Annotated in this window: 13 protein-coding genes, 4 tRNA genes and 1 pseudogene; 4 read left to right on the top strand and 14 right to left on the bottom strand. The window is 68.7% G+C overall.

The features are described 5' to 3' along the window. Positions 1-875: 875 nt before the first annotated feature. From CFREN_RS00610 to CFREN_RS00590, 5 genes and pseudogenes are all read right to left on the bottom strand, one after another. A pseudogene (locus tag CFREN_RS00610) lies at positions 876-3278 on the bottom strand (MMPL family transporter); the annotation flags it as partial. Between the two features lie 789 nt (positions 3279-4067). Continuing rightward, positions 4068-4158: transfer RNA gene (locus CFREN_RS00605), tRNA-Ser, on the bottom strand. A gap of 295 nt (positions 4159-4453) precedes the next feature. Then, positions 4454-4645: a CsbD family protein gene (locus tag CFREN_RS00600; protein WP_070523859.1), complete on the bottom strand. Its 192-nt coding sequence runs from the start codon at positions 4643-4645 to the stop codon at positions 4454-4456. 204 nt (positions 4646-4849) lie between these two features. Beyond that, positions 4850-5341 (bottom strand): tRNA adenosine(34) deaminase TadA, encoded by a 492-nt coding sequence (gene tadA, locus CFREN_RS00595; protein ID WP_224371042.1) that lies wholly within the window; start codon positions 5339-5341, stop codon positions 4850-4852. Further along, on the bottom strand, positions 5331-5909 hold the full coding sequence (locus CFREN_RS00590) for a tRNA adenosine deaminase-associated protein (RefSeq protein ID WP_209654396.1): 579 nt from the start codon (positions 5907-5909) through the stop codon (positions 5331-5333). Before CFREN_RS00590 ends, tadA begins: the two co-directional genes overlap by 11 nt. A 38-nt stretch (positions 5910-5947) precedes the next feature. On the opposite strand from CFREN_RS00590, the gene CFREN_RS00585 reads away from it, so the two are divergent. Continuing rightward, positions 5948-6970, top strand: a complete 1023-nt coding sequence (locus CFREN_RS00585; RefSeq protein WP_224371041.1) for a prephenate dehydrogenase — start codon at positions 5948-5950, stop codon at positions 6968-6970. A 216-nt stretch (positions 6971-7186) separates the two neighbouring features. Then, entirely contained in the window at positions 7187-8143 is a 957-nt protein-coding gene (locus CFREN_RS00580; protein ID WP_209654400.1) for a diaminopimelate dehydrogenase, read from the top strand. 93 nt (positions 8144-8236) lie between these two features. On the opposite strand, the gene CFREN_RS00575 is transcribed toward CFREN_RS00580, so the two are convergent. The 4 genes from CFREN_RS00575 to CFREN_RS00560 form a co-directional block, all read right to left on the bottom strand. Beyond that, positions 8237-9340, bottom strand: coding sequence for an LppU/SCO3897 family protein (locus tag CFREN_RS00575; protein WP_209654402.1), 1104 nt, complete (start codon positions 9338-9340; stop codon positions 8237-8239). A gap of 152 nt (positions 9341-9492) precedes the next feature. Next, entirely contained in the window at positions 9493-10134 is a 642-nt protein-coding gene (locus tag CFREN_RS00570) for a hypothetical protein (protein ID WP_070523877.1), read from the bottom strand. 115 nt (positions 10135-10249) lie between these two features. Then, positions 10250-10322: transfer RNA gene (locus CFREN_RS00565), tRNA-Arg, on the bottom strand. A 172-nt stretch (positions 10323-10494) separates the two neighbouring features. Further along, complete coding sequence (locus CFREN_RS00560; RefSeq protein WP_209654403.1) at positions 10495-11742, bottom strand: acyltransferase family protein; 1248 nt, start codon at positions 11740-11742, stop codon at positions 10495-10497. 147 nt (positions 11743-11889) lie between these two features. Between CFREN_RS00560 and CFREN_RS00555 the strand changes: the two genes are divergently transcribed. Continuing rightward, positions 11890-12981 (top strand): FAD-dependent oxidoreductase, encoded by a 1092-nt coding sequence (locus CFREN_RS00555; protein ID WP_209654404.1) that lies wholly within the window; start codon positions 11890-11892, stop codon positions 12979-12981. Positions 12982-12996: 15 nt separating this feature from the next. Here CFREN_RS00555 and CFREN_RS00550 read toward each other — a convergent pair whose 3' ends face one another. The 3 genes from CFREN_RS00550 to CFREN_RS00540 form a co-directional block, all read right to left on the bottom strand. Next, positions 12997-13983: an LLM class flavin-dependent oxidoreductase gene (locus tag CFREN_RS00550; protein WP_070523886.1), complete on the bottom strand. Its 987-nt coding sequence runs from the start codon at positions 13981-13983 to the stop codon at positions 12997-12999. A gap of 179 nt (positions 13984-14162) precedes the next feature. Continuing rightward, positions 14163-14235: transfer RNA gene (locus CFREN_RS00545), tRNA-Arg, on the bottom strand. A gap of 3 nt (positions 14236-14238) precedes the next feature. After that, positions 14239-14330 (bottom strand) — tRNA-Ser (locus CFREN_RS00540). Between the two features lie 214 nt (positions 14331-14544). Here CFREN_RS00540 and CFREN_RS00535 point away from each other — a divergent pair. Beyond that, entirely contained in the window at positions 14545-15711 is a 1167-nt protein-coding gene (locus CFREN_RS00535) for a histidinol-phosphate transaminase (protein ID WP_209654405.1), read from the top strand. 407 nt (positions 15712-16118) lie between these two features. Here the strand turns inward: CFREN_RS00535 and CFREN_RS00530 are convergent, their stop codons facing one another. Together CFREN_RS00530 and CFREN_RS00525 are read right to left on the bottom strand one after the other, a co-directional pair. Next, complete coding sequence (locus CFREN_RS00530) at positions 16119-17195, bottom strand: hypothetical protein (protein ID WP_209654406.1); 1077 nt, start codon at positions 17193-17195, stop codon at positions 16119-16121. A gap of 224 nt (positions 17196-17419) precedes the next feature. Further along, positions 17420-18310, bottom strand: coding sequence for a hypothetical protein (locus tag CFREN_RS00525; RefSeq protein WP_246580156.1), 891 nt, complete (start codon positions 18308-18310; stop codon positions 17420-17422). Positions 18311-18318: the final 8 nt, after the last annotated feature.

Genomic DNA, 18318 nt, shown 5'->3' with positions numbered 1-18318 from the left:
TTCTTCTCGTTCGCCGTTGAATCCGTCACGGGGTGGTCTCCTCGAAAAGTCGCGGGCCCGGCCGGGGTTCCGGTCGGGCGTCGGCGGCCGGGGCGCGGTGTGGGGGCGCCCCAGCCGGTGATGTGGTGGTGCCGGAGGCGGGGTCAGTCGTCTCCGTCGAGTTCGTCGTAGTCGCGCGGGTCCCACAGGGCCCGGCGGCGGCGCGGGCGGGAGCGGCCGCCCTCGCGCTTGATGAGGTCCTGGACCGAGATCGAATCGTCGGCGGGCTCGGTCGGCTCGGCGGGCGCGGCTGGCTCGGCCGGCCCGGCCGACTCGGCTGGCTCTACCGGCCCGGCGGGCGCGGCGGGCTGCTGCGGCGGCCACGACACCCGCTGCGCGCTTCGCTCGACGGCCGCCTTCTCCTCCTTCTCCTCGGCCTCCCGCTTCAGACGGGCGGCCCGCTCCTCCTCCCGCTTGAGACGACGCTCCGCGTAGGGGCTGCTGAACGGGGTGCGGTGCGGCTCCGGCTGCGACTCCGGCTTCGAGGTCACCGGCACCTCCGGGCCACGGATCGTGCGGCCCTTCGGCTCCTCGACGAGTTCGGCGTCGACGAGCGGGAACTCGGTCGTCGCCTCATCATCCGTGGACCGCGCCGGCTCCCGGAACGTCGGCGACAGCGCCGCGGCGGCCGCACCGCCGATGACCGAACCACCGCCGAGCGCCCCGGCACCCTTGGCGGCTTCGGTCCCCTTGGCGGCTTCGGTTCCCTTGGCGTCCTTGGCATCCTTGCCGTTTTTGCCGCCCTTGCGGCCCTTCCGCCGCTTGCGGCCCTTCGCCGCCCCGGAATCCGACGAACCGTCGTCAAGCGACGAAGCCGCCGCCTCACGCTCCGCCTTGCCCGCCGCCGCGAGCTCATCCGCCTTCGACTCCAACGCCGAACCCTCGACATCCACCGACGGCAAAACCCGATCCAGCCACTTCGGCATCCACCACGTCGCACGCCCCAACAGGAACATCGACGCCGGAATCAACGTCATCCGCACCAGGAACGCATCGAACAACACCGCCGCACCCAACGCGAAACCGAACACCTTCACGAACGCCAACGGCTGCCCGATGAACGCCACGAACACCGCGATCATGATGATCGCCGCCGCCGTCACCACACGCGCCCCCAACGAGAAGCCCTCGATGACCGACTCCTCCACCGCGTTGTACCGCGAACCCGGCCGCGACACCCCCTTCGAATGCGTGTAATGCTCCCGCATCCGCGACACCAGGAACACCTGATAGTCCATCGCCAAACCGAACGTCACGCCGATCATGAAAATCGGAATGAAACTGACCAGCGGCCCCGGCGTATGCACCAGATCCCACAGGCCCTCCTGCCAGAACAGCACCGTCACGCCGAACGCCGCACCAACCGACAACAGGAAGCCCAGCCCCGCCGTCAACGGCACCACCAACGAACGGAACACCAGCAACAGCAGCACGATCGCCAGGCCGATGACCACCGACAGGTACACCGGCATCGCATCCGACAACCGCTGCGTGATGTCCTGCTCAATCGGGATCAGCCCCGTCACGCCCGTGACCAGGCCCGTGGCCTCCTCGATCTGATTCTGCTGCGCACGCAACGCCGCAATCAGCGACCCCGTCTCCGAATCAAGCGGGCCGGCCTTCGGCGTGAGCATCATCTGCACGCCCGTGCCGTCCTCGTTCATGCCGATCATCTGCACGTGCTCAACGTCGACGTTGTTCTTGAAATGATCCAACGCGTAACTGAACGCCGCCTTCCGCGCCGCATCCTCCGGCGACATCGACGGATCGCCCGACATCAGACCCCGCGCCACCGGCTGCAGCACCGCCGCATTCGGATTGACGTCATCCGCGTCGGCGACGATCAGCATCTGCGCATTACGGCCCGGGCCGAAGCCCTCCGCCGCCAACTCGATCGCATTGCGCTGCGTCGACCCGTACGGCGACGTCGAGTCCGACGGCAACGCCAACTGCAGGTTCGCCGCCGGCACCGACAGCGCCACCAAAATGCCGACCGCGCCGACCAGGAACAGGCCCGGCGACTTGTGGATCGCCTCGACCCACCTGCGGCCCATCGTCTTGCCCCCGAACAGCGGGCGGCGGCTGCCCTTGAGCGGGTTGCCCGCGATGCCCGGGATCTTCACCGCGAAAATCTTCTCCCCGAACAGCGCCATCAGCGCCGGCAGCAGCGTCAGCGAAATGATCACCGCGATGCCGACGGTGATCGCCGCGGAAATGCCCATCAGCGACAGGAACGGCACCTTCGCCAGCACCAGCGCCGCCAACGCCACGATGACCGTCAGGCCGGCGAACACGACGGATGAACCGGCCGTGCCCGTGGCCATGCCGACGGCGTCGGCTCTCGTCAGCCCGCGGGCTCGTTCGGACCGGTAGCGCGACAGGATGAACAGGGCGTAGTCGATGCCGACGGCCAGGCCGATCATGACCGCCAGCACCGGGGTGATGGAGTTGACGGTGGTGAACGACGTCATGAACACGACGAGCAGCGAGCCGATCGCGATGCCGACGACGGCTGTGATCAGCGGCAGGCCTGCGGCGACGAGGGAGCCGAACGTCACGATCAGCACCGCCGCCGCGACCGAGATGCCGATGATCTCCGACGTGGCGCTGACGGCCACGGGGTCCATCATGCCGGGGCCCATCGCTTCGACCTGCAGCCCGGCGTCGCGGCCGATTTGCATGGCGTCGAACAGGGCCTGGCGGTTTTCGGGGGTGATGTCCTTGGGGACGCGGACGTCGAAGGCGAATTGGGAGATGCCGTAGCGGCCGTCTTCGGACAGCATGCGCAGTGCGTGGGCGTCGGCCTTGGCGACGTTTTCCGGCAGGCCGGAGCTGGTGCCGACGTCGATGATGGTGCGTTGCAGTTCGGGGTTGAGCCGCACCGGGTTGACGAGCATCTGGTCGGCGGTGAGTTGGTCGATGTTGTCCTTGATGGAGGCGACGACGGCGTCGGCGGCTTCCATGTTCCCGGGGTCTTCGAGTTTTTCGCCTTCGGGGGCGGCGAACACGACGTAGACGGTTTGTTCGCGGATGGGGTTGATTTCGTTGGGGAACTTGTCCTCGATCATGTGGGAGGCGATCGACGACGGCATGCCGGGGATCGAGAACTGGTCGTCGAATCCCTTTTGGAATGCGCCGGCCGCACCGCCGACACCGCAGAGGATCAGCACCCATGCGATGATGACCGTCCATTTGTGCAGGTAGGACCACCTGCCGAGGTTGAACAGGACCTTGGCCATCGCTCAACTTCCCCTATCACTCGCGTTGCTTCGCGAGCGCGCGGGCGGCAGTTTTGCCGCAGAACGCGCGCGCCACCCTCCCAGGATACGTGTAGGCATGTACCTCGCGTGACAACAGGCGAAACAATTGCCCCAGCAAGCACATCGCCCCGCCGCACCGCACCGTCTGCCCCGCCCCTCCCGCGTCGCCTCCCCGTTCCCTTTCGCGCCTCTTCTACCCCACCTTCGCATCCCTTCTGCCCCACCCCGTCCTTTCCGCGCCGCCGTCGCGTTCCGGCTTCGCAGTTGCTTTACGACGCTTCGACGTTCAGACGGGCCGTCGTCAAGCAAAAGCGGCCGGCGCGCGCGGACCGAAGAAGCGGCGCCGAGGCAGCTCCCGGCGACGGCAACCCCCCGCATCCATGCCACGGCCACCCGCACCCTCCACCCGCAATCACACGCGCCCCGCCCCAACGCAGCCACCCGCACCCCCTCCCGCAATCACACGCGCCCCGCCTCAACGCAGCCACCTGCACCCCAACCACGTGCGCCCCACCCGCACCACGCGGCACAATCACGGCCCGAGCAGTCGGAGTTAGACGACAAATGCAGCCACACGATTTCACATCCTGGGCATTTACCGGCGTTCACCAGAGGCGAGGCTGCATTTGTCGAATTCGCCGCCCCGAAACAGCCCGGCAGACGGGGTTGACGGGCCAAGGGGGGCAAAACGCGGGCGGACGGGACACGCTTACGGCCGGCCCGGACATAAAAAGTCCCCCTACCTGCACTAACAGGTAGGGGGACCGTTGGCGGTGGCGGAGGGATTTGAACCCTCGGTTGGGGGTTACCCAACACTCGCTTTCGAGGCGAGTACCTTCGGCCGCTCGGACACGCCACCGCGAAAAAACATATCGAAGTCCCCCCTCAACGACCAAATCGCCAGGTCACGGGGCTTCCCGACGAGCACGCACGATCACGCCCCCCAACGTCGACCGCCGAACGGACCACGCCTTCCGACGAGCACGCACGATCACGTCCACTCCAACACCGACTGCCGAACGGACCACGCCTTGCGACGAGCACGCGGGATCACGTCCGCTCCAACACCGACACCCGACCAAGCCGCCGCACCCCAACACACGCAAAAACCGGGCCCCGCCTGACGCGGAGACCCGGTTCGAAGCGCTGCGAACTTACTCGTCGCCCTTGAGCTTGCCGAGGCCCTCGGTGACCTTGTCCTTGGCATCCTCGACGGCCTGCTTGGCGTCGGCCTTGACCTGGTCGCCCTTGCCCTCGTTGGCCAGGTCGTCGTTGCCGACCGCGTTGCCGGCGGCCTCCTTCGCCTTGCCACCGAGCTCGTCGGCCTTGTTCTGGAAGTTGCCCATGTCGTCCTCCTGGATTTTCGTTCCCGGTTTTCGTTCCGCGTTGTCGCTCCCGACTTTCGTCCCGGGTCGACGCTCGCGGATTGTTCCGTTGATTCTTCGTTTGAAGCTTCAACCACGACGATAAACGCGGTTCACGCCACATGCCAGGAAAGTACTCACCTCTTGGCCGAACCGTTACCGCACCGTCACCCCGTTACCGCACCGTCACCGCTTGCCGCGGAAAAACTCCGGCAGCAACTCGGCGCATTCGTCGGCGAGCACTCCCCCGCGCACGTGGGGGGCGAACGGGTGGGCGGGGTCGCGGACGACGTCGACAATCGACCCGCAGGCCCCGGTTTTCGGTGACCACGCACCGAACACGATCCGGCCGACGCGGGCCATGACGGCGGTGCCGGCGCACATGACGCATGGTTCGAGGGTCACCACGAGGGTGCATTCCTCCAGTCGCCACCCGTCGCCGTGTGCGTGGGCGGCGGCGCGGATGGCCAGGACTTCGGCGTGGGCGGTGGGGTCGGCGTCGGCTTCACGACGATTCGCCGCCTCCGCCACGACCGTCCCGTCGGGGCCGACGATGATCGCGCCGACGGGGACGTCGCCGGGTGGGGTGCGGCGGGCGACGTCGATGGCGGCGCGCATCCATTCTTCGTCGCGGACGTGGGTTTCGGGTCGTGGCAGTGCGCGGCCGTCAGTCGTCATCGTGGGCGTAGTCGATGTCCGGGTCGTCGACGTCGACGCCGGTTTCGTCGGCAAGCGCTTCGTCGAAGCCGAGCTCGGCCGCGATGGCGTGCAGTTGCTCGGAGGCCCACAGGGATTGGTCGTCGCAGATGACGGACAGCACGTCTTCGGGCACACCGAGGTCGGCGAGGATTTCCAGGTCGCCCTCGGGCCACGAGTCGACGTCGTCGAGTTCGTCTTCGTCGAGGTCGGGGATGTCCTCGTCGATTTCGTCCATGACGTCGGCGGCGATGTCGTCGGTGACCGAGGCGGTGGCGTCGGAAAGCAGTACGCGCACGCCGCCGGGCACGGGCCGCAGGAGGATGAAATAGTCGTCGTCGATGTTGAGCATCGCGAACGACGCGCGTTCGGCGCGCAGGCGGCGCATTTGGGCGGTGGCGTCGGCCAGCGAGTCCAGCGCCTCGTCGCCGAGTTCGCGCACGGTCCACCCGTCGTCGCCGAGGAGGACGGCGACGGCGTAGGAACGGTCGTCGTCATCGTCGCGGTGGCCCTGGTCGGGGTCCGCGTGCCCCGGAAAAGTCGTGCTCATGCCACCCCAGGCTAGTCGTGGTGTGTCATCCTTGTCAGGTGACCATTGACTCTTTCGCCACGCCGACCTGCATTCTCGGACTCGGGTTGATCGGGGGTTCGTTGATGCGCGATCTCGCGGCGGCGGGTGCGCCGGTGTACGGGTGGAATCGTTCCGCGGCGACCGCGAACGCTGCGGCCGCCGAGGGGTTCGACGCGTCGACGGATCTTGCGGCGGTGCTGCGGCGGGCGCAGGAGGATCGGGCGTTGCTCGTCATCGGGGTGCCCATGTTCGCGGTGGGTGGCCTGCTGGATCAGATCGCCGAGCTCGCGCCGGATTGCGGCATCACGGATGTGGTGAGCGTCAAGCGCGCGATTCTCGATGAAGTCGAGGCGCGCGGGATGGGCGACCGTTACGTCGGCGCGCATCCGATGGCCGGTTCGGAGGAGTCGGGGTGGGAGGCGACTCGTACGGGGCTTTACGACGGCGCGGCGTGGGTCGTCTGTTTCGACCGGGCCGCCGAGGCACGCCGGGACGGGGCCGAGGTGCCGCGGCAGTGGACGAAGACGTTCCGCGATGTTGCGGCGTTGGGTGCGCTCGTGGGGTCCGAGGTCATTCCCGCGACGGCGGACGACCATGACCGTGCGGTGGCCCGGATTTCGCATATGCCGCACTTGTTGTCGTATGCGTTGGCGGTCGTCGGCGATGACGGCGGGCCGTTGACGTTGTCGTTGGCCGCCGGGTCGTTCCGCGACGGCACGCGGGTGGCGGGGGCGGAACCCGACATGGTGATGTCCTGGTGCGAGAACAACGTCGCCCCCGTCGTCGATGCCCTCGACGAGGTCATCGAGCTGCTCACCGCCGCCCGCGCCGAGCTCCGCGAGCGTGGCACGGCGGCGACGCTGGCCGACGCCGGTTTCCGCGCCCACGGCCGCTACCGGGCGCGGGCCGGTTCGCGAAAGGTCGACGGTGGCGCGAAGTTGTCGTTGCGCCCGGTCATCCGCGTCAGCCCCGGCACCGGGGATTGGGTCGGCGACCTGGTGCAGGCCGAGGGGCTGGGCGGGCGGATCGACATCTTCTAGTCCCCGCTGCGGGCCACCGCCGCAGGCCGTCACCGCGGGCCACCGCCGCGGGGCGCATGTGGGCCGGCGCATGCGCGAAAAATCTAAAAAAACAGCGAAAAAAATACTGACACCGTTTCCCGCGAGGTCTACGCTGGTGCCGTAACCGCCCGGGAGTCGGCGGCGGAGTTGCTTCGTACCGGCCTCGTACGGGCGACTCCGACGAAAGGACCCCCCATGATCCGCGCCGCCATCATCGGCTACGGAAATCTCGGCCGCAGCGTCGAGCGCGTCATCGCCGATCAGCCCGACATGGAACTCGTCGGCGTGTTCTCGCGTCGCGACTCCCTGGACACGGACGCCAAGGTGCTGCCCGCGGCGGACGTCGACAAGCATGCCGACGACGTCGACGTGCTGTTCGTTTGCCTCGGTTCCGCCACGGACGTGCCGGAGCAGGCGCCGGCGCTGGCGAAGCTGTACACGACCGTCGACACGTACGACAATCACCGCGACATCCCGCGGCATCGCGCGGACATGGACGTCGCGGCTCGCGAGGGCGGCCAGGTGGCGGTCATTTCGACCGGTTGGGATCCGGGTTTCTTCTCCCTCGCCCGCGTGTACGGTGCGGCGACGCTGCCCGGGTCGGACCAGATGACGTTCTGGGGCCCGGGCCTGTCGCAGGGCCATTCGGATGCGGTGCGCCGCGTGCCGGGCGTGAAGAAGGGCGTGCAGTACACCAAGCCGAATCCGGATGCCATCGCCGCCGTCAAGCGTGGGGAGGGCGGCGACCTGGACGCGAAGAAGTGCCACATCCGCCACTGCTACATCGTCGCCGACGAGGCCGACCATGATTCGATCCGCGAGGCCATCGTGACCATGCCGGATTACTTCGTGGGGTACGAGACCATCGTCGACTTCATCTCCGAGGAGGAGTTCGACCGGGATCACCAGGGCATGCCGCATGGTGGCACGGTGGTCACGCAGGGTCGGGCGGGCTCGTCGCGCCACGTCATCGATTTCACCCTGGAGCTGGAGCGCAATCCCGACTTCACGGCGGCCGTGCAGGTCGCCTACGGTCGCGCCGCGTACCGTCTGCGCCAGGCCGGCGAGAGCGGTGCCCGCACCGTCCTGGAGGTCGCGCCGTACCTGCTGTCTCCGACGCCGCTGGATGAGCTGGTCAAGAACGACGTGTAGGGGTTTCCCCGATGGAGAGGGGCCGTCGTCAAGCGTTTCCTGCTTGACGACGGCCCCTCTTTCGGTGTCCGCCGCCCCGGTGGCGGCGCCGGGTCAGCCGGCTTCGACGAGGCAAATGCCGCGTTGGTACTCCTCGACGGAATCGTAGGTGTCGGCGACGCCCCACTGGAACACCATCGTCGCCTCCGGTGCGCCGGCGTCCACGCACTGCGGGATGGCTCCCTCGTACTCCGCCTGCATGGGTCCGGGGTCGTCGTAGGTGGCCACGACCCGGTACGAACCGGGGGCGCCGCATTCGGTGCGGTACATGACATCACCGGCGGGCTCGGCGCACTCGCCGACCTTGATGCCATTGATGTTGCGGGACTTGTCGTCGCCCACCTTGGCCAGGCAAAACGCTTCGACCGGGCCATGGCTGTATGACAGCGCGTCCGTCGCCCCGGGGACGTCGACGCACCGTTGGCCCGAGGAATCACGGCGCACATGGAGAACCTCGAACACGGCGTCGGGGTCGTCGCAGTCGACGACCTCGGGGAAGTCGAGGGTGTCGATCCTCTCGCCGGCTTCGGCAAGCCTGACGACGCAATCGCCAACGGCCGGCACCGGGTCCGCATCCGAGCTCGAACCGGAATCGCGGTCGGAACCGCTGCCCGAGCCGGTGCCCGAGTCACTGTCCGATCCGTTGCTCGAGCCACCGCCGGAATCGGCGTCGGCGTCGGAATCGGAGCCGCTGCCGGAGCCGTCAGCGTCGTCCGTGTCCTCCGACGATTGTCCGGCGGTGACGATGTCATCGTCCGAGCCGAAGAACGTGGCGACCACGACGCCGCCGAGCACCAGCACGACCACCGCCGCGATGATGAGGATCGGCATCAGCGGCGACTTCTTCTTCCCCTGCTCCGGCTGCCCCTGGGGCTGCTCGCCGTAGGGGCCGTTCGGCATGCCCGGGCCGTTTCCCATGCCGGGGTAGCCCAGGCCGCCGGTGCCGGAGGGGCCGCCGGGCCCACCCGGACCGGCCGGCTCGCCGAATCCGCCTTGTCCGCCGGGGCCGCCCGCGTACGGGTTGGGTTGACCGTGGCCGCCGGGGCCTCCGGGGCCGGTCGGCCCACCGAAGCCGCCGGGGCCACCCGCGTAGGGGTTGGGCTGGCCATGACCGCCCGGACCGCCGCTTCCGCCATTGTTCCACCGTTGGTCATTCATGTGGCGAAAATTACAACGGGTGCGACGGCTTGTCAGCCCGGAGGACGCCGAATCCGGCGAATGTTCTCAAACGGTGACCAACCACGCGGCGGCGTCGTCAAGCAAATCCGACGACGCTAACACCCTCTGCCCAGGGGAAACTCCCGCCCGCGTCAGGAAACCTCGGCCAGGCACATGCCCTTGTCGTAATTCGCCGCCGAACTGAACCCGGTGACCGGCAGACCCCACTTGTAGTACTGCGTGGCCTCCGGCGCACCCAACTTCTCGCACGTGCCGGGCATGCCGGGCAGAGCCGGCTCATCGAAGGTCTTCGGATCCGGATCGAGGGCGAGCACCTCCAACGCGCCCGGCTCCCCACAGTCCGTGCGCAGGGCCGTGTCGCCCTCCATGGCCACGCACTCGCCGACCTCGATGTCGTTGATGTTGCGCTCGACGTCCTCGTCGACGCCCGCCAGGCAGTACGTGGACACGTCGGCGTACATGAAGCTCAGCACCGTCGTCGCGCCCGGGACGTCGATGCACTTGACGTCCTCGGGCTTCTCGCCGATCGCCAGGACCCGGTACGCGGCTTCGTCGGATTCGCAGTCCACCGCGCCCGGCACCTCACCGCCCGAACCGTCGGCCTCGGCGACCGCGTCCTCCCCGATGCAGCTGCCCACGGCCACCGGGTCCTTCTTGAAGAAGAAAAACCAGCCGCCCGCCAGCACCACGCCGATCAGCACGAGGGCGACGATGCCGCCCCACGTCCCGCCCTGCTCCTGTTTGCCGTCCGTCATGCGATTGTCTTCCGTCATGCGATTCTCCCGCCGGTCGATCGATCGAAGTTTCGTGGCGAAAGAATACGCCGCGCGGGTCCCGACGTCCGGGCAAACGCAAAACCCCGGCAGGCGATGCCTGCCGGGGTGATCGTGCGCCCGAAGGGATTCGAACCCCTAACCTTCTGATCCGTAGTCAGATGCTCTATCCGTTGAGCTACGGGCGCATTTCCTGCGTTTGCCGCAACGCAGCTCGGGGCGGAGCCCGTGCCGCTGCAACGAACAAGAACATTACACCGGCGCCTCACGAAGCAACAAATTGCCTGGTCACGGGGCGAAAAAGCCGTGGCAAGCGAACATCGCCCCGCGCCCCGTTTTCCCGGGCCCCGTTTGCCGTGCCTAGTTCCGGGGCTCGGCTTCCCGGCGTCGCGTGCGCTCGCCGTCGGTGCGGAGGCGGTTTGTCGCGCGAACGCCGGTGCCTCGCGGAGCCCGCGTCGATGCTGGACGACGGTCGACGCTCTTTCCGTCCGCGCGTCCACGCGGCAGCGCCGGCGGATACAGCACCCAGTTGACCACCGGGATCTTGCCGATCACGTACATGACGAAACCGGCCATCGTGCACAGCAGCAGGTTGAGCAGGATGCGGACGTCGACTTCGGTGAACGAGCCGGAGCCGTGGGCGACGACGGCGTCGCCGAGCGGCGCGCCGACCATCCAGATCACCAGCGGGTGGGAGACGTAAATGGGCAGGGTGTTGCGGCCGATCGCGGACAGGATGCTCGACACGACCGGCATCTTGGTCAGGTGCACCGCGGCGACGATGGCGACGGGCACCGCCAGGATCACGCCGGTGAGGCGGCCGATGACGTGGCCGGGCAGGCCCGTCGTCGTGGCGTCGAGCACCCACCACGCCAGGTACGCGCCGACGGCCAGCGCCGCGACGGCGTAGGCGGTGAACGGGGAACGCACGCGATCCGGGTCGGCGACCTCGCCCAGGCGCAGCCACAGGCGACGGGCGTGCAGGCCGATCATGAACGCCGGCAGGTACAGGACGATGTGGCTGATCTCATTGTACTTCTCGAACTCGTTGAGCCCGAAGACCCCGTACGCCAGGCCCGGCAGGAAGGACAGCGCCACCACCAGGGCGGGCGGCACCTTCCGCAGCCCCCATGCGATCAGGTTGAACACCATGAGGACGTACAGGAACCACAATCCGGGGTCGCCGACGACGACGGAGCGGAGGAATTGGCGCATCGTCTGGTAGCCGGGGTCGGAGATTTCCCGCACGACCGCCGTGATCGTCTTGAACGCCAGATACGGCACCAGCAGGAACCAGATGCGGCGGAGGAACAAGTCCGACAGTGACCGGGTGATCACGCGGTGGGCGAACAGGCCGGAGACCATGAAGAACAGCGGCATCCGGATCGGGTCGAGGACCTGGTAGACGGCCTTCCAGGTGGAGTCGCCGCCGCCGGGCACGGCGATGATCGAATGCAGCACGCACACGCCGATGATGGAGATGGCCTTGGCGGCATCGGCCCATTCGACGCGGTTCGAGCGGCCCGCGGCCGGGGCTCCCGCAGTGGCGCGGTCAACCGGTTGTCCGTCGATTCGCGGCGATCCCTTCGAAACGTCGGGGCGGTGCATGGCGGAGATTCCCTTCGGAAAGTGGCGCGCTCCGATTCGGCGCCGTCGCGGTCGGGGTTGCATTGCCCGTGGCACGACGCGCGCGGTCACCCCATGGCCAAGAAACGGTAGCCCTCGACTGGGCCAGCATCAAACTAGGGTGGGGTCATGACTTCTCCGCCGATCCCCTCCCATCAAGTCGTCATCATCGGTGGCGGGCAGACTGGGTTGGCTACGGCGTATTACCTGTTGCGCGCGGGTGTCGAGGTTCTGGTCCTCGATGATCAGGAGGGTCCGGGCGGCGCGTGGCGTCATGTGTGGCCGTCGATGACGCTGTTTTCCACGGCGGAATTCTCCAACCTTCCCGGCATTCCGATGCCCGCGTTCGACGGTTTCCCGCCGGCGTCGCATGTCATCGATTACCTGCGCAAATACGAGGACCGCTATTCCATTCCCGTGGAGCGCCCGGTGCACGTCACGCGGGTGGAGTTTCGCGGCGGGCGGGACGGTTCTTCGCTTGACGACGGCTCGTCCCTTTCCGGTTCGACCTCGGGATCCGGTGCCGGGCGGTTCCTGATTCACGCCGATGACCGGTCATGGGCGGCGGATCACGTCGTCGCGGCGACCGGCACGTGGTCGGCGCCGTTCGTACCCCATCTACCGGGTCGGTTCGTCGGAAAGCAGTGGCATTCGGCGAACTATCCGGGGGTGGAGCCGTTCCGGGGTTCGAAGGTGGCGGTGGTCGGCGGGGCCAACTCGGCGGCGCAGATCGCGGCGGAGTTGACGAGGGTCGCCGACGTCACCTGGTTCACGCGCCGCGAGCCGCAGTGGATGCCCGACGACGTCGATGGCCGGGTGCTGTTCCGTCGCAATCGGGAGCGAATGGTGGCGATTCTGCGTGACGAGGAGGATCCGGGGCCGGATTCGCGGTTGGGCGACATCGTGATGCTGCCCGAGGTGCTCGCCGCCCGCGACGAGGGGCGATTGCGGGCGACGCCGATGTTCTCCTCGATGGACGAGCTCAACGGCGATGACGGCGCAGCCGGGTTCGATCATCTGATCTGGTGCACGGGTTTCCGGCCGGCATTGGGCCCCGTGCGGTCGCTGCTGGATGGCCGCGAACCGGCGGTCCCGGGTCTGCATTTGGTGGGTTACGGCGATTGGACGGGCCCGGGGTCGGCGACGATCACGGGCCTGGGCCCGCATGCGAAGGCGACGGCGCGGGCGATAGCGGAGACCTACGGCAAGAAGGTGCGCTGAGCCCTCCCCTTCCCGTCACCGCCCCAGGCCGAGCGCCCGCGCGGTGAGTTCGACTGACCGGAGTCGGTCGTCGAGGCGGTTGGCCTGGTGGACGACGATGAGTTCGTCGGCGGTGGAGTACCGGCCGAATTCGGCGATCTGCTCCCGCACACGGTCCGGCGTGCCCACCGCGACGTGGCCGAACATGTTCTTGACCCGCATGCCCTGCGGGCTGTCCAGGATCATGTCGGCTTCCTCGTCGGTGAAGCGGCGGCCGCCGCCGAGCAGCGACCGCACCAGGCCACGCTGGACCGCGACCAGCTGGCGGGCCGCGTCTTCCTCGTCGTCGGAGGCGACGACGTTCATGGTGGCGAAGGCGTGCGGCTCCGACAGCACCTCGGAGGGCTTGAAGTTCTCGCGGTACACCTCCATCGCCTGCAGCATCGCGTCGGGGGCGAAGTGCGAGGCGAACGCGTACGGCAGGCCGAGCGCCGCGGCGAGCTGCGCCCCGAACAGCGACGAACCGAGGATGTACAGCGGCACGTGCGTCCCCTTGCCGGGGATCGCGTTGATGCCGGGGACGAGAGTTTCGTCGCCGAGATATCCCTGCAGCTCCTGGACGTCCTGGGGGAAAGAGTCGGCGGAACGGGGATCGCGGCGCAGCGCCCGCATGGTGCGCTGGTCGGTGCCCGGCGCGCGGCCCAGCCCCAGCTCGATGCGACCCGGGTGGAGGTTCGCCAGGGTGCCGAACTGCTCCGCGATGGTCAGCGGCGAGTGGTTCGGCAGCATGACGCCGCCGGAGCCGAGCTTGATCTTCTCGGTCCGCGCGGCGATCGCGGCGATGAGCACTGCCGGCGCCGACGACGCGATGGACGGCATGTTGTGGTGCTCGGCGTACCAGATCCGCTCGTACCCGGCCTTTTCGGCGGTCTGCGCCAGGGCGATGGAGCCCTGCAGGGCTTCGGCGTGGGTCTGCTTTCCGCCGATGGTGGCCAGGTCGAGGATGGTCTCGGTGCGGATCATGATCGCTCCTCAGCGGGTCGGGGACACTGCTTTTCTGGATCTGACCCACACAACGCACCGACGCCGCCGTTTATTGCCACATCACCAACATCGGCCAGTGCGGCAACGACGGCGACCGCATCAACGGTGGCCCCGCATGCGAAAACCCCGGCACGCGAACACGTACCGGGGTCACATCGTGCGCCCGAAGGGATTCGAACCCCTAACCTTCTGATCCGTAGTCAGATGCTCTATCCGTTGAGCTACGGGCGCTAGTGGCGGAGGCGAGAGGATTCGAACCTCCGGCCCGTCGCAAGACAGGCAACTCCTTAGCAGGGAGCCCCATTCGGCCGCTCTGGCACGCCTCCGTGCACCACGGGAATTCTAGCCGAGCGCCGCCGCACGAGGCAAAAACCCTCCGACCGCACCCCGCACCCGGACCGATTCGGCCGCCCCTCCCCCCGATTGGCCCCGCCCCTCCTCCGTTTCGTCCCCACCCGACACCCCCGAAACACGGCGCCACCCCGGCGAACCACCGCCCGGCGGGCGTCGCAAAGCAACCGGACGCGTAAGGTTTTCGCCATGACCGGCAGCACCACCCCCGACCAGGCCCGCCCGACGACCCGCGAAGATCTGAACCTGATCCCCTCGTACGTCCCCGGCAAAACCACGCCCGGCGCCCTGAAGCTGGCCAGCAACGAAATGACGCAGGGGCCGCTGCCCTCCGTGCGCGACGCCATCGTCGACGCCGCCGCCGGCATCAACCGCTACCCCGACATGGCCGCCGTCGACGCGCGCACCACCATCGCCGACCACCTCGGCCTGCCGACGACCCACGTCGCCGTCGGCTGCGGCTCATCCGCCCTGTGCCAGCAACTGATCCAGGCGACCTGCACCGACGGCGACGAAGTCATCTTCGCATGGCGCAGCTTCGAGGCCTACCCCATCCTCGCCCGCGTCGCCGGCGCCGTGCCCGTCGCCGTCCCGCTCGACGCCGACCATCGCCACGACCTCGACGCCATGGCCGCCAAGATCGGCGACCGCACCCGCCTGGTGTTCATCTGCAACCCGAACAACCCGTCCGGCACCACCATCACCGCCGCCGAATTCGAGGCCTTCATGGCGAAGGTGCCCGCCAACGTGCTCGTCGCCCTCGACGAGGCGTACATCGAATTCGTGCAGCCCGCCGACGGCGACCGCGGCACCGGCGGGCGCGCCACCGGCGTCGACACCGCCAACGCCATCGACGCCGTGGCGAAGTACCCCAACGTCGTGGGACTGCGGACGTTTTCCAAGGTCTACGGCCTGGCGGGCCTGCGCATCGGTTACGTTTTCGGCGCCGCCGAGATCATCGAGGCGATCAACAAGGTGTGCATCCCGTTCTCCGTCAACGCGTTGGCGCAGGTCGCGGCGGTGGAGTCGCTGCGCGCCGTCGACGAGCTCGAGGCCCGCATCGCCGGCGTCCGCGACCAGCGGGTTCGCGTGACCGCCGCCATCAACGGCGCCGCGGGGGCCGAGGTCGTCGTCCCCGATTCGCAGACCAACTTCGTGTGGCTGCCCGAGGATCGGCTGGCGGCGCTGGCCGGGGTCGGTTCGCTTTCCGACGCCGACGTCGTCGATTCCCCGTCCTTCGGCGCTTTTTTGGCGGAGAAGGGCATCATCGTGCGGTTCTTCGGCGGCGAGGGTGTTCGCATCACCGTCACCGACGCGGCCGAGACCGACCGTCTCCTCGCCGCGCTGGGACTGTAGCGGCCGGGCGGTTGGCGTCGGCCCGCACGACCCTCGCCACCCCTTTGGCCCCGCACGAACCTGACTCCGCCCCACCGCCGCACGAACCTCGCCACCGGAACCACTCTGGCCCCACCGCCGCACGAACCTCGCCACCGGAACCACTCTGGCCCCACCGCCGCACGAACCTCGCCACCGGAACCACTCTGGCCCCACGTGCCCCAGATTCTGGAAAGTCGCCCGAAACGACTCAACCCGCCGCCACAAAAGCCCAGGTCGGCGGCAATCGCGGTGAGTCGTTTTGGGCGATTCGTCGTTATCTAACGAATTTGATGGGGCGCCGCCCCAGTTTCACCGCGACAAAAGTTGCGGTTGTGATTGCGGCGGCGGAGGTGACAGGTGGGGTTGCCGGACCAGAGGCACTGCGGTCAGTTGGCGGCGCCGACCTTCCCGGACACCCCAGACGTGGGCCGCTCTGATGTCGACCTCCCCGGCGCGGACTCTTCCGGCGCGAGAGTCTCGGACGTGGGCCTCCCCGCCGGGGTCGACTCGGAGGTGGTTTCCTCCGACGACTCCTCCGACGGTGACTCTTCGGACGTGGCCTCCTCCGACGTCGATTCCTCCGACCCCTTGACCGGAGAGGTCTCGCACTCCCCGCCACGCGGAGCATGACCCGCGATGGCCTCCGCCAGGGCGTCGAGCATCTCCCGGCCGGTCTCGTCGGTCGCATCCTCCGGGCGGGCGGCGATCGCCACGCCGACGACACCACCCTCGACGGGGATCGTGCCCAACTGGCGGCTCAGATAACCGCCCTCGTCGTCAGGCCCCCAACCGCCCTTGAACCGGGCGCCGTCGATCTGCCCCAACCCGTAGGACTGGTAATCGACGATCTCCCCCATCGCCTCGAGCACCGGCTCCGCACCATCGATGCAGCTCAGATTCGCCGCGAACGCCGCCTGATCCTCCAACTCCCACGGCGTGTCGCCCGGCGCGACCATCGCATCGAACTCGGTGGTGACGTCGCCGCCCTCCGCCAAAACCTCGTTGACCGCCGCGGCCGCATCATTCGGGCCGCCCATGGCCACCCACAGCGTCTCGGCGGCGTCGTTGTCCGACTCGGAAATCATCGTGGGCACCAGGTCCGCCACCCACTCGTTGTCGCGGGACGAGGCGATGGCGACGGGCACCTTCGACGTCGACCACGCCGCCACATCCGACACCTCGCCGGCGCTGACCGGCCCATCCTTCGACGTGGCGCCGGGCACCGCGAGGGCAATGGCGGCTTCACCGTCGAAACGCTTCGCAATCGCCTCCACCTCGTCGGCCAGCTCCGGATCCATCGCGCCGTCGATGGACCAGGCCTCCTCGAGGGGTTCGGCGGGCCGGGCCGCCGGTTCCTCGGCCGACGCACACGACGCCGCGCACAGGGTCGCCCCCACCGCCACGGCCGTCACCGCACGGCGCGCTGCACCCCGCCGCACGCCTCGGTTCAGATTTCGGGTCACGTCCCCGGTCACGCTACGGGTCGGGTTCCGGGCCTCGTCCCCGGTCAGCTCTCGGGTCACGCTCCGGTTCAGATTCCGGGCCATGTCCGCCTCCCTGGTCATCGCCGACCGTCGTCCGGTCAAAGTCGGGCGGCCGGCGGGAAGCAGGCCGCGGGGACGTCGGGCGAGTCGTCGGCACGCGTTCGCCGCTCCGAGGATCGGGGCGGCGACTTGTGCGCGCCAACTTAGCAGCTGCCGCCCGCCGGCATGTGACGTTGCACGGCTGCGGCGATCTCGGTGAGCATCGCCTGCCCGGTCGCGTAGGTGCCGTCGGCGGGGCGGGCGGCGATGGCGACGCCGACCTCACCACCGTCGACGGCGATCGTGCCGAACTGCCTGACCAGGTACATCCCCGACTCGTCCGGACCCCACCCGCCCTTGAACCGGGCCCCGGGGATCGTCCCCAGGCCGTAGCGCTGGTCGTCGGCGATGGCGCCCATCGCCTCGATGACCGGGCCCGCGCCGTCGAGGCACGTCAGGTGCGCGCCGAAACGGGCCTGGTTCGGCAGCGTCCACGGGGTCTGTCCGAAGGCGGTGTACTCAGGGCGGGTCCGCTCTGCGTTGATGGTCGTGGTCGCGTCGCCGCCGTCGCGAAGCACAGCCGTCGATGCGGCCGCCGCCGTCGCCGGGTCGCCGAGCCCCGCCCACAGCGTTTCCGCGGCGGCATTGTCGGAGACGGTGATCGCGGCGTTGACGTTGGCCCGGATGGAGGCGTCGGCGGCACCGGCCTGGCGCACGGCGGCAATTGCGACGGGCACCTTCGACGTCGACCAGGCAACATCGGACTCGAGGTCACCGGCCACCTGCGGGGCACCAGCCTCACCGTCGGCTCCGGGGACGGCGATCGCGACGCCGGCGTGGCCACCCCATGTGTCCAGGATGGCGTCGATTTCGGCGGCGAGATCCCCCTGCGCCGCGTCGTCCGGCATGTCGGGCGGCGTGGGATCGGGACGGTCGCCGTCGGCGGTGGGTGACGCGTGGTCGCCTCGGCCGCCGCTGCCTTCATCGTCATGCTTGACGACGGTGCCGCCGGGGAGCGTGCACCCGCCGAGCAGCAGGCCACCGGCCAGCACCACCGCGAGAG

Origin of the sequence: Corynebacterium freneyi, assembly GCF_030408835.1 — a bacterium.
GTDB classification, from domain to species: domain Bacteria; phylum Actinomycetota; class Actinomycetes; order Mycobacteriales; family Mycobacteriaceae; genus Corynebacterium; species Corynebacterium freneyi.
The sequence above is the reverse complement of the archived record's forward strand: the minus strand, read 5'-3'. Positions and strand labels throughout refer to the sequence as shown.

What these genes read in the sequence shown, in the direction of transcription:
- CFREN_RS00550 (WP_070523886.1), bottom strand. Translation starts at nt 13,983, where the DNA reads ATGATCCGCACCGAGACCATCCTCGACCTGGCCACCATCGGCGGAAAG.
- CFREN_RS00560 (WP_209654403.1), bottom strand. Translation starts at nt 11,742, where the DNA reads ATGCACCGCCCCGACGTTTCGAAGGGATCGCCGCGAATCGACGGACAA.
- CFREN_RS00580 (WP_209654400.1), top strand. Translation starts at nt 7,187, where the DNA reads ATGATCCGCGCCGCCATCATCGGCTACGGAAATCTCGGCCGCAGCGTC.
- CFREN_RS00570 (WP_070523877.1), bottom strand. Translation starts at nt 10,134, where the DNA reads ATGACGGAAGACAATCGCATGACGGACGGCAAACAGGAGCAGGGCGGG.
- CFREN_RS00575 (WP_209654402.1), bottom strand. Translation starts at nt 9,340, where the DNA reads ATGAATGACCAACGGTGGAACAATGGCGGAAGCGGCGGTCCGGGCGGT.
- CFREN_RS00600 (WP_070523859.1), bottom strand. Translation starts at nt 4,645, where the DNA reads ATGGGCAACTTCCAGAACAAGGCCGACGAGCTCGGTGGCAAGGCGAAG.
- CFREN_RS00535 (WP_209654405.1), top strand. Translation starts at nt 14,545, where the DNA reads ATGACCGGCAGCACCACCCCCGACCAGGCCCGCCCGACGACCCGCGAA.
- CFREN_RS00555 (WP_209654404.1), top strand. Translation starts at nt 11,890, where the DNA reads ATGACTTCTCCGCCGATCCCCTCCCATCAAGTCGTCATCATCGGTGGC.
- tadA (WP_224371042.1), bottom strand. Translation starts at nt 5,341, where the DNA reads ATGACGACTGACGGCCGCGCACTGCCACGACCCGAAACCCACGTCCGC.
- CFREN_RS00590 (WP_209654396.1), bottom strand. Translation starts at nt 5,909, where the DNA reads ATGAGCACGACTTTTCCGGGGCACGCGGACCCCGACCAGGGCCACCGC.